The sequence below is a fragment of the Acetatifactor sp. genome, assembly GCF_982438285.1.
Genome location: NZ_CEWDFQ010000076.1, coordinates 1 through 11,018 on the forward strand (window position 1 = coordinate 1; position 11,018 = coordinate 11,018).

General features: G+C 49.0%; 9 protein-coding genes. 7 read left to right on the forward strand and 2 right to left on the reverse strand.

Going from position 1 to position 11,018, the window contains the following annotated elements; genetic code table 11:
• Window positions 1–524: 524 nt before the first annotated feature.
• Together AC1WIP_RS05625 and AC1WIP_RS05630 are read left to right on the forward strand one after the other, a co-directional pair.
• Window positions 525–782: an AbrB/MazE/SpoVT family DNA-binding domain-containing protein gene (locus AC1WIP_RS05625; protein ID WP_481140902.1), complete on the forward strand. Its 258-nt coding sequence runs from the start codon at window positions 525–527 to the stop codon at window positions 780–782.
• A complete protein-coding gene (locus AC1WIP_RS05630; RefSeq protein WP_481140903.1) occupies window positions 783–1,181 on the forward strand; it encodes a putative toxin-antitoxin system toxin component, PIN family in 399 nt (132 codons plus the stop codon). It begins immediately after the preceding gene.
• A 51-nt stretch (window positions 1,182–1,232) separates the two neighbouring features.
• On the opposite strand, the gene AC1WIP_RS05635 is transcribed toward AC1WIP_RS05630, so the two are convergent.
• Window positions 1,233–2,342: an HAAS signaling domain-containing protein gene (locus tag AC1WIP_RS05635; RefSeq protein WP_481140904.1), complete on the reverse strand. Its 1,110-nt coding sequence runs from the start codon at window positions 2,340–2,342 to the stop codon at window positions 1,233–1,235.
• Window positions 2,339–2,683: a PadR family transcriptional regulator gene (locus AC1WIP_RS05640; protein WP_481140905.1), complete on the reverse strand. Its 345-nt coding sequence runs from the start codon at window positions 2,681–2,683 to the stop codon at window positions 2,339–2,341. Before AC1WIP_RS05640 ends, AC1WIP_RS05635 begins: the two co-directional genes overlap by 4 nt.
• A gap of 313 nt (window positions 2,684–2,996) precedes the next feature.
• Here AC1WIP_RS05640 and AC1WIP_RS05645 point away from each other — a divergent pair, with 313 nt between their 5' ends.
• From AC1WIP_RS05645 to AC1WIP_RS05665, 5 genes are all read left to right on the forward strand, one after another.
• The gene (locus AC1WIP_RS05645; RefSeq protein WP_481140906.1) at window positions 2,997–4,550 is read left to right on the forward strand and encodes a methyl-accepting chemotaxis protein; all 1,554 of its coding nucleotides are present in this window, start codon (window positions 2,997–2,999) and stop codon (window positions 4,548–4,550) included.
• Window positions 4,480–4,752, forward strand: coding sequence for a hypothetical protein (locus AC1WIP_RS05650; RefSeq protein ID WP_481140908.1), 273 nt, complete (start codon window positions 4,480–4,482; stop codon window positions 4,750–4,752). The genes AC1WIP_RS05645 and AC1WIP_RS05650 overlap by 71 nt, the downstream gene beginning before the upstream one ends.
• 87 nt (window positions 4,753–4,839) lie before the next feature.
• Window positions 4,840–6,183: a glycoside hydrolase family 3 N-terminal domain-containing protein gene (locus tag AC1WIP_RS05655; protein ID WP_481140909.1), complete on the forward strand. Its 1,344-nt coding sequence runs from the start codon at window positions 4,840–4,842 to the stop codon at window positions 6,181–6,183.
• Window positions 6,158–9,640: a glycosyl hydrolase 115 family protein gene (locus AC1WIP_RS05660; protein WP_481140910.1), complete on the forward strand. Its 3,483-nt coding sequence runs from the start codon at window positions 6,158–6,160 to the stop codon at window positions 9,638–9,640. Before AC1WIP_RS05655 ends, AC1WIP_RS05660 begins: the two co-directional genes overlap by 26 nt.
• A 206-nt stretch (window positions 9,641–9,846) precedes the next feature.
• Window positions 9,847–11,018 (forward strand): beta-galactosidase (locus AC1WIP_RS05665; RefSeq protein ID WP_481140911.1); only part of this gene is annotated, 1,172 nt, incomplete at its 3' end.

Genomic DNA, 11,018 nt, shown 5'->3' on the forward strand with positions numbered 1-11,018 from the left:
ATAATAAAATCAACAAAAGAAAAGAGAAAAAGAAAACAGCAGAGGAAGGCTGAACAGCAAAGAAAAGCTGTAGAAAAAATCTAAGCAAAGGAGGTACGGTCCACCTAACACATAATTTTATGTATCATATAAATTAAAAATATTCTTCCATTGATGTACAAATGAATAAGGAACAAAAGAAAAGAAAAATCAAGTACACAGAAGAAAAGGTAACGAATCGCAAAAGAAGAAAGACATTGGACGTTACAGTACGCTAGTACAAAAGAGAAGTGGAAAGAGAACAAAAGAAGAAATGGAAGAAAGAAAATGGAGGAAGGTCCCTTGGATACAGCAGTCTGAGAGAGCGTATTGATTGAAAGATAATCGATACGCTCTTTTACATTGAAAGATTGAAATTTAAGATAAGTTTTTCTTTCTCCAGCTGGACATTGTGTTTTTGAAGTTTACTTTCTCCAACACATGGGATATAATAAAATCAAAGCTAAAGGAAACTTGAGATTTAAAGAATAGAAAGGGTGATTTATATGAATTTGGCGAAAATTTCTGCAAACGGTCAAATCACTGTACCAGTGGAAATCCGGCGGCAGCTTGGTCTGAAATCCGGTGACAAAATGCTGTTTTTCCAAAATCAAAATGGGGAAATTGTTGTCAGCAACGCTTCGGCAGCGGCTATCCGAAAAGCGCAGGCTGCTTTCGCCGGGGCAGCCGAAGCGATGGGAGTTTCCAGTGAAGATGATGTTCAGGCGCTTATAGATGAAGTGCGCTACGGAAAGGAACGGTAAATGCGGATACTGATAGACACAAACATTTTGTTTTCCGCATTGGTCTTTCCTTGCTCAAAACCGGCAAGGGCCTTATTCTATATCGCGGATAATCACGAAATTGTTTTATGTGACCGAAACATTGCGGAGCTGCGGGATATTCTTGGACGGAAAGCGCCGCAATATCTGCCAGATGCGGAGGTGCTGCTTGCAGAAATGTCCTATGAGTTAATTCCTGCGGTAGACTATGCGGAAAAGCTTATACGCGACGCGAAGGATCAGCCTATCTTAAATGCAGCCATTGTGTCGGATGTAGATATCATTCTCACTGGAGACAAAGATTTTCTTAGTCTGGGCATGGAACATCCAAAGTGCATGACTGTTGCACAGTTCTTTGAAAGTGAAGGTGTAGAGGAATAATTTCTGCGTTGAGAAACTCCAACGTGCGAAATAGAAACCAACTATTTTTGTCTACGCCCCAAGATTCTTCTCATTTCGTATGGAAACACCGTAACGGAGTGTCTTGTATACGGTTACACCTATCTCGAACAGGGTAATTGCGACAATAAATGTAAGAAGTCCATTGGATACCATATCGGCATTCCAGTAAGTGAGAAATTCAGCGCCGGAATCTGCTTTATCACCCAATGCCATCTCAAGCTCAAGCCCAAAATTCGGATTCCAAATGGGTAAAACCTTCAGCACAACAATGCCAAGCAGAATTTGAAGTGCCCCACACACTATATTACTGATCATTACCAGACTGCAGTAGACCCCGACGATCAGGCGCAATATCTCGTCTGCAAGACCAATCAGCAGGCTTAGTATAAAGACGGGAAGGACGATTCCCCATTGCTCCAGATTGAAAACGGGTACGATTGTTACGGTTTCGCCTTCCGTAAGGAACGCAGCAAAGAAATTGGGGGCAAAAATCAGCAATACACTGAAAATAACGATAAACACAATGCCTGCAATGCTGTCTCCCCGGCTTATAATCGCTTTTTTATCGGGCACAGGCTCCAAAAATTTTGGCGTCCACCGGAAGGCCGCTGTTTTCTTTTCCTCTGACAGGCTTTTTACGGACCATTTTTCCGCTTTTTTCATCTCTAACTGAATCTTTTTTCTCTCCATGATGGCGAAAGTCAAGGTCACTGCACCGAATGCGGCCACACAGGACAGGAGGGCATCCGTAATCCCATTAATTAGACCGTCGACAATAGCGCGGATAATGACAGGGGCAGCGTTCTGCGAAGTAACTGCGGGCATTTCTCCTATGGCACTTATCAGAGAAATCCCCAAAATGGGTATGGCAGCGCAGATGAAAACCACCTTGACAAACCACAGATAGGTGTCAAAATATTCCGGCCCAATCAGATATCTTTGATCGCTCTGATATTGTTTGGCAAATTCAGCAGGATCGCCAAGCTCAGTCAGCACCTCTTCCATGGAGCCCTTATCCGTATACATATCGCTGATCAGCTCTTCCAGCTCCATACGCACTTCCTCTCGCTGAGCTTTTGGAAGCCGGCGGATCACCTGATAAATATATCGGTCCATATAGTCTTTTTCATTTGGTGTCATGCTTCTTCCTCCTTTAACAGCCGCTCCATTCCGGCGGATAAATTCTGCCAATATGTTTTCAGCTTCTCATAAATTTCCGTTCCATATTCTGTCCGTTGATAATATTTTCTCGGTTTCGCACCGCAGGTTTCCCATTTGCTTTCCAAAAGCCCCTGATTCTCCAGCCGGCGAAGGAGAGGGTACAAGGTGTTGGGATCAATGGCAACGCCTTTTTCTTCCAAACTCTGTACCAAAGCGTATCCATATTTTGGCTCCTTCATCTGACTGAGTACGCTGATTGTCAGCGTTCCTCTGCGAAGCTCCAAAAGCAAGGTGGATAATAAATCTTTTTCTTCTCCCATCAGCGTCACCTCCTGATGGCATTATACTGTATGACACACTATATTGTCAATATATGAATATATTGTATTTGAAAATGATGTCAGGAATTATATACTGTACAGTTCTGCTGGCAATGACATACCGGATTTCTGTGCAATCTTAAAGATTGAACATTTTGTGTAATAATGATACAATACACTTGTCTATTACAAGCGTGCCTTTTGAAGATTGGGGGATTTTGTACAGATTCCGCAAAAAAAACTTGCGGAATTTGTATAAAATATGAGATTCAAAGGATGTGCTCCAAGTTTTATAAAGAAAAGAGGGATAAAGGTGAAAGGAAAAAAACCGAAGGAAACTGTTGTTAAGGGAAAAGTGAAAAGAAAACGTTTTTTGTCCTTTTCCAAAAAGCTGGTAGCGCTTTGCCAGATACCTATGCTGGTGCTGTGCGCTGTGATCACGGTTTACAGTGCCAGAGCGCTCCAGACGGGAATCGAGGGGGAAATTGAGAAATCGCTGCAGATTGTGGCTGCCAGCGTAAACGAGACGTATACAAATCTGTATGAGGGGGATTACAAGAAGGGCCAGAGCGGAAGGGTCACAAAGGGGGATGCGACTATTTCAGGCGATACGCAGCTGATCGACGGCCTGAAGGAAAAGACGGGCTTTGAGGTCTCGCTTTTTTTTGACAATATGAGGCTGATCACGACTATTCAGAATGAGAACGGCTCCAGGGTTAATGGAACAGGGATTGCATCCGAGCAGTATGCCCAAATCAGAGAGGGACAGGTTCTGTTTTTAAAGGATTCTGAGATCAGCGGGCGGGAATATTATGTTTATTATCAGCCCCTGGTTAATTCGGACGGCTCTGTCATCGGAGCAGTGGAAGCCGCCATGGAGGCCTCTGCAGTCAGAGAGCTGATAGACGGGCAGATTCTGCAGATGGTGATCTTTTCTCTGGTTTTTGTGGTCATAGCGGCGGCGCTTGTGATGATCCTGTCCAGAAGAATGGTTTCCGCCATGCAGAAAATCAAGGGATATCTTGTAAGGATCATGAAGGGAGAGCTGGATGCGCAGCCGGATGCCAGGCTGCTTCAGAAGAAGGACGAGCTGGGAGACATCTACCGGATCTGCGTGCGCTTAAGGCAGGCGTTATATGATATTGTAAACAATATAAAGGAATCCACAGATAATTTAGTCCTTTCCGCGGATAAGCTGACAGATATGGCGCAGACCACCCAGAGCGCCGTGGGCGGCGTTTTAGGAGCCGTGGGAGAAATCGCGTCGGGGGCAAAGACCCAGGCGGAGGGGACAGCAGAAGCAAACGACAATGTGATTAAGATCGGGGAGCAGATTGCCAAAATCACGGAGGAGGTGGATTCCCTTGCGGGATATGCCGGGCAGATGAACCAGGCGGAAAAGGAATCAGAAAAAAATATCAATGAGCTGAGCGCATACAACGCGGACACAAGGGATTTTGTCCAGGGAGCGGCAGAGCAGATCACAGCCATGAATAAATCTGTGCAAAGCATTAATGCTGCGGTGGGAATGATACGCTCTATTGCGGAGGAGACGGATCTTTTGTCCTTAAATGCCAGCATCGAGGCCGCCCGTGCGGGAGCATCGGGAAGGGGCTTCAGTGTAGTTGCGGAGCAGATATGCAAGCTGGCAGATCAGTCAAACAGTTCGGCCAGGGAAATTGAGCAGATGGCGGAAGAAATTTTAAAGACCTCTCAGAGGATGGTCGAGATCATGGGGCAGGTTACCTCCAGCATGGAGCGCCAGCAGGAAAAGCTTGAGGATACAAAAAAGCAGTATGCCGCAGTTTCCCGGGGGGGTAGAGAATTCGTTTACCCATATAGAAGGGATCAAAAAGAGTATAGATGAGCTGGGCGGCTTCGGGGCGGCCATCCGCACCGCAGTGGGGGGCCTTGCCCAGATATCCGGGCAGACCGCGTCCTTTGCCGGAGACACTATGGAGACGGTACAGGGCGTCAGCGATACCATGAGCGGGCTGGAGGCTTCTTCCAAGGAGCTTACCGGACTTGCGGACCAACTGAAAGAGAATCTGGTAATTTTCAGAATGTAGCCTGCAGACAAGCTTTTTCCAGTAGAAAAAGGGCAGGACTTAAGTTATAATGTTCTGGACGAGAGAAAGCTTATTTGGAGGATGGCCATGGAACAAAAGAATCAGACACAGCTAGACAGGAGAGAAGAGCGCAGAAAAAGGCGTCAGAGGAACCAGATTGCCGCATACATAGTATTGATTTTAATGATTGCAGCAGTGGCTGCCGGCATTGTGTTTCTGGTGCGCTTCCTTGCAGAAAACAGCAGGGGGGAGGAGACGGCAGTGGACAATCAGGCCAAGGTGGAGGAAATACTGGCCACTGAGGAAACCATACAGATGCAGGAGCCGTCAGAGCCGGTGGAAGAGCTCAGTTCCGAGCAGAGGCTGGATGAAATCGTAAATGCGGGGATAGAGGTAATGCCCCTGGAAGATAAGGTGGCAGGACTGTTTATTGTGGAGCCGGAGGCCATCACAGGAGTGTCCGCCGCAGTGCAGGCCGGGGAGGGAACCCAGGAAGCTTTAGCACAATATGCGGTGGGCGGACTGGTTTACTTCAGCAAAAACATACAGTCGAAAGATCAGCTGACCCAGATGATTGACAACACACTGCTTTATACCAAGTATCCGCTGTTTATTGCTGTGGATGAGGAGGGCGGAAGCGTCGCACGGGTGGCGGACGCAGGTCTTGGCCAGACGGTGGATTCTGCCCAGACCATAGGAGAGAGCGGCGATCCCAACAACGCCTACCAGGCGGGACTTACCATAGGGGGCTATCTGGCGGAGTTTGGCTTTAACCTTGATTTTGCGCCGGTTGCAGATTTGGCAAATGTGGAAAACAGCGTCATGGAAGGCCGCTCCTACGGTTCGGATGCCGCCGCTGTGTCTCCTTTTGTAACGTCGATGGTACAGGGACTTTCGGAGCAAAATGTGACGGCGTGCCTGAAGCATTTTCCGGGAATCGGAAGCTCAATCCAGGATACCCATGACGGACTGGCCGCTACGGATAGAAGTGCAGAGGAGTTCAGGGCACAGGAGTTTACTGTGTTCCAGGCCGGAATTGACGCTGGGGCGGAAATGATTATGGTGGGACATGTGGCTGCGCCGTCCTTAACCGGAGACAATACGCCTTGTTCTCTTTCCCAGGCTGTGGTGACGGATATACTGCGAAATGAGATGAATTATGATGGCGTTATTATCACGGACGCCTTGAATATGTCTGCCATTTTCCAGTATTATTCAGCAGATGAGGCAGCTGTGCTGGCACTGCGGGCCGGCTGCGATATGCTGCTGATGCCGGAGGACTTTGAAGCAGCCTACAATGGTGTGCTTCAGGCGGTGCAGGAGGGCACCATTTCCGAGGAGCGTATCAATGATTCCTTAAGAAGGATTTACCGGATCAAGTATGCGGATAAGGTGGTGGAAACAGATGAGCTTTCAATTAACCCAGAATGAGCCATGCCTTATCTTTGTGGGAAAAGACGAGCCGGAAGCGGTGAAGATAGCTTCTCAAAATTTAAGGAAGGATATCGGCCGTGTGCTTGGAATTTCGGCAGCTTCCACAGAGGATGGAGGGAAAGCCCATATTTTCATTGAGACCTTAAAGGATTTGAGGGAGGCTTCTCAAAACCGGGCAGAGCTTAAGGCGCTTTTTGATGAGAAAGGAATGGTCAGAAAGGAAGCGTATCTTTTATTGGTAAAGGAGGGCAGGCTGTTTATTTCCGGCAGTGACAGAAGAGGGACGGTGTACGGAATCTATGAGCTTTGCCGGATGCTTGGAGTCTCTCCCTGGCAGTTCTGGGCGGATGTGCCTGTCAGGGAAAGACAGGCGTTTTCGCTGCCGGAAGGATTTGAAAAAATGGATTATCCTTCTGTGGAGTACAGAGGAATTTTTATCAATGACGAGGAAGAGCTGGAGGACTGGGTAAAGGGCCATATGGGGGAGGACACCATCGGGGTGAAAACCTATGAGAAGGTGTTTGAGCTTCTCTTAAGGCTGAAGGGAAACTATATCTGGCCTGCCATGCATGTGAATTCCTTTAATGTTAAAAAGGAAAACGGAGCCCTTGCGGAGAGGATGGGAATCGTGGTGGGAACAAGCCACTGTGATATGTTGATGCGCTCCAACAACAGAGAGTGGAAGCCCTGGCTTGCCAAAAAGGGATATGAAAATGTGCTCTATGACTATTCTCTGCCAGGCCGAAACCGGGAAATTCTGCAGGAATACTGGCAGGAGAGCGTGGAGCAGAACAAGGATTTTGAGACGTGCTACACGCTTGGCATGAGAGGAATCCACGACTCCGGCTTTGAGACCAGCGCTCTTGTGTATCATACGCCGGAGGAGGAGAAGGAGGCCAAGATACAGCTTTTGTCCCAGATCATCAAGGATCAGAGGAATATTTTGGAAAAGACCCTGGGAAGGGATACCATGATGACCTTTGTGCCCTACAAGGAGGTGCTTCCTCTCTATGACGGAGGGCTTGAGGTGCCGGAGGACATCACTCTGGTATGGTCCAATGACAATTATGGCTATATCCGTCGGTATCCATCCAAAAAGGAGCAGAAAAGAAGCGGGGGAAACGGGATTTATTACCACAATTCCTACTGGGCGCCCCCCAGCATGTCTTATGTGTTTTTGTGCTCCATTCCCCTGGCGCATACCAGAAACGAGCTGAAAAAGGCCTACGAACAGGGAATCCGCAAGCTGTGGGTGCTCAACTGCGGCGCCATAAAGCCCTTAGAGCAGGAGATCACGTTCTTTTTGCAGCTTGCCTGGGATATAGGAAAGGAGACGGATTCCACCCGGGATGTGGAGGCCTGGACGGCACAGTGGATTGACGAAAATTTCCAGGGCGGCATAGGAAGGGAAGCGGCGGAGCTTTTAAATGATTTCTCCCAGCTTACCAATGTGAGAAAGCTGGAAAATATGGACACGGACGCTTTTTCCCAGACTGCCTACGGCGATGAGGCGGCGGTGCGCATCCACAGGTACGAGGAACTGTTTGACCGGGGAAATGCCTTGTATGAGAGACTGCAGGAGAAAGAAAAGGACGCTTTTTTCCAGCTGGTGCTTCTGCGGATTCATGCGGCTTACTTTACCAATCTGCAGTATTACTATGGGGACAGAAGCACTTTATCCTGCACTCAGGGAAAGCTTAAGGCAGCCGCAGAGTATGTGGGGCTTTGCAGAGCCTTTGATGATGCCAGAAGAAAGCTTATTTATTACTATAATAAAAAAATGGCGGGGGGAAAATGGGACGGCATCTTAAATCCGGAAGGGTTTCCACCTCCAAGGGCGGCCATGCTGCCAGTGTGCACCCCTCCCCTTTCCCTGAAGGGAAGAGAAGATGGCAAAAGTCCTATGATTGTCACTGTCTGGAATGAGGAAGAATCCCTTTTGTTTACAAAACCCGGCGTCAAGTGGTTTGAGATCGGAAACGGGACGGATGGAGAATTTGAGTTTGAAATACAGGCGCCGGATTTTGTGCGTCTGCCTGACTTTGCCGGGGAGGGCTTTGCGGAAGCATATCCCGAAGTCAGCGGCTCCCGGCACGGCACTTTTATTGTCAGGGGAAGGACAGAAACAGAAAAAAGGATTCTGGTACAGGTGGATGATGTTAAGGAGGACAGACAAGGCAGCATTTTTGTCCGTTGTTTGGCGGATGGAAGCTGTGTGGAGATTCCCATAAGGATTCGTTCGGTTCCCACCCATTGCAGAAATCTGGAGGAGGACGGCATAGTGTGCGTGGAGGCTGACAGAGCGGCCAGTCCGGATTTTCATCTGGTCAGACGGCTGGGAAGAGGCTGGGGAAATCTGATGGAGGCCGAAAACTTTGCAGAAAGCACATTGGAAGGAAGGACACCCCTTTCCTACCCCTTTTATGTGACGTCTGCAGGAGAATTTCTGCTGGAAATCCACAGATTTCCTTCCCTTGACTCCGCAGGCCGCATCCGCATCGGTGTGTCGGTTGACGGCTCTTCTATCCAGATCGTGGAATCCAAGAGTACTGACGAGTGGAGAGGAACCTGGAAGCGTAATGTGCTCAACAATGTGGAACGATTGTATCTTAAGCTGCCTTATCTTGAACCCGGAGAACACCAGATTTCTTTTTATGGGGTAGACAGATATTTTGCCTTTACGCGTTTTGTGATTTATACCAGAGAGCGCAGAGAGAATAATTTTGTGGGTATGAAGGGGAAACAGTCCCTTCCCAGGCGTTGGAATGTGGAAGCATGGTCCAGGGAGTTTTATGGAGAGATTGACCTAAGGCCAAGACCTATTGTGTATGCCCAGGTGGAAAAGGAGGAGGATGGACTGGCGGTTACAGGTCTTGTGAAAAAGGATGCGTATTACGCTGGCCAGGTGGAACCGGAATACTATTTCACTCAGGGCAGCGCAGTGTTCCAGGAAAGGGATGGAAGCATACGGATCGATGCAGCGTCGGCGCTGGCTTTCAGTCCCTATGCCTTTACCATGGGAAAACATTGGAGGTATTGCAGCAGCGAATCCTATGGGCGGAGCGGACTTGCCATGTACATCAGGCAGCCGGGGCTTGTGTGGGAGGGCACGGAGGAAGCCCCTTCCTTAAATTACAGGGTTCGGTGTGACGGAGGCGTTTACACTTTGTGGCTGCTTGCCAAGTTCAACGATAAAGAGGAGGCGTTTCTGGCAGCAGGCGTGGATGGGAAACCTATTTCCCGGGAGCATCTTTACGGTGGAGGCTGTCTTTGGAGGTATGAGGCGGAGCAGATCTACCGGTATGTACCCCTGTGGCGGGAACAGCTTCCTTCGGGAGAGCATCTTTTGTCCTTGTATGCTCTTTGCTCAGGTCTGCGTTATGACAGAATTTATCTGACCAGGGGTGAGGAGCTGCCGCCCACAGATCTTTTGTGGCGGCAGGAACAGGCATGAGAGAAATATTGTAAAACCGGAATAAGAATTAGGCGTTTGCGAAACTCGCTGACAAAGCCACGAATCTGGTCATAATAACCAAAAACGGGTTCCGAAGCAGTAGCTAGTCACCCTTATTTTGGTTATTATGCCCAGTTTCTGATATCAGGGAGCGAGTTTCGCAATTGCCTGCTAGAATAAGAATAAAAGAAAAGAAAGGGCGGAAAATGAAAAAAGAAAGAGATTGGAGCGGCTTACATTTTGGAGTGGATTACTATCCGGAGCACTGGCCCAGGGAGCGCTGGGAGACGGATGCGGCGCTTATGCAGGAAATGGGCATACAGGTAGCGAGGCTTGGAGAATTTTCCTGGCACAAGATGGAGCCCAGGGAAGGAGAATATGATTTTGCATGGCTGGATGAGGCTGTTTCCCTGCTTGGCAGATACGGCATTTCCGTGATACTCGGCACGCCTACTGCCGCGCCCCCGGCCTGGCTGGTGAACAAATATCCTGAGATACTTCCCATGGACAGACAGGGCAGAAGAAGAGGCTTTGGCGGCAGGCATCATGACTGCCAGTCCAATCCTGTCTACCGCAGGTATGTGGAGGCTCTTGTGACCGCCATGGCTTCGCATTTTGCCGAAAATCCAAATGTGGCAGGCTGGCAGACGGACAATGAACTGGGCAATTCCCACGGGGATCTGTGTATGTGTCCCTCCTGCAGAAGGAGCTTTCAGGGATGGCTGGAGAAAAAATACGGCACTGTGGAGGCGCTGAATCAGGCATGGGGGACGGCCTTCTGGAGCCAGGAGTATAATTCCTTTGAGGAGGTGTTTACGCCTCTTGTGACGGTGACAGGGGAAAATCCCTCCGCCATGCTGGACTGGAAGTGCTTCTGTTCGGATTTGGTGGTGGAGTTTCAGCAGGTTCAAATTGACATTATAAGAAGGATATGTCCCCACCACTTTATCACCCACAACTGTATGGGGTTTGCGGATAAGGTGAATTATTTTGATCTGACAAGGTCCCTTGACTTTGCCAGCCATGACCAGTATCCCGGAGGATACTATGGAAAGATGCCCAGTGAGGATGGTGTGCTTATGGCGGCCAATCTGGATATGACCAGGGGCTTTAAGGGGCAGTCCTTTTGGATTATGGAGCAGCAGTCCGGCATGACGGGCTGGCAGATCATGGGCAGAAGTCCCATGCCGGGACAGCTTGCGGCCTGGGCGGCCCAGTCTGTGGCCCACGGGGCGGACTGCGTGGTGTTTTTCAGATGGAGAAGCTGCTGCATAGGGACGGAGCAGTATTGGCACGGTATTCTGCCCCACAGCGGGAGGCCGGGGAGAAGGTATCAGGAGTTGAAAGACATGATAGGGAAGCTGGCACCCCATATGGA

Coding starts and splice junctions, on each gene's coding strand:
- AC1WIP_RS05625 (WP_481140902.1), top strand. CDS start 525: ATGAATTTGGCGAAAATTTCTGCAAACGGTCAAATCACTGTACCAGTG.
- AC1WIP_RS05655 (WP_481140909.1), top strand. CDS start 4,840: ATGGAACAAAAGAATCAGACACAGCTAGACAGGAGAGAAGAGCGCAGA.
- AC1WIP_RS05630 (WP_481140903.1), top strand. CDS start 783: ATGCGGATACTGATAGACACAAACATTTTGTTTTCCGCATTGGTCTTT.
- AC1WIP_RS05635 (WP_481140904.1), bottom strand. CDS start 2,342: ATGACACCAAATGAAAAAGACTATATGGACCGATATATTTATCAGGTG.
- AC1WIP_RS05640 (WP_481140905.1), bottom strand. CDS start 2,683: ATGGGAGAAGAAAAAGATTTATTATCCACCTTGCTTTTGGAGCTTCGC.
- AC1WIP_RS05660 (WP_481140910.1), top strand. CDS start 6,158: ATGAGCTTTCAATTAACCCAGAATGAGCCATGCCTTATCTTTGTGGGA.
- AC1WIP_RS05650 (WP_481140908.1), top strand. CDS start 4,480: ATGCCGCAGTTTCCCGGGGGGGTAGAGAATTCGTTTACCCATATAGAA.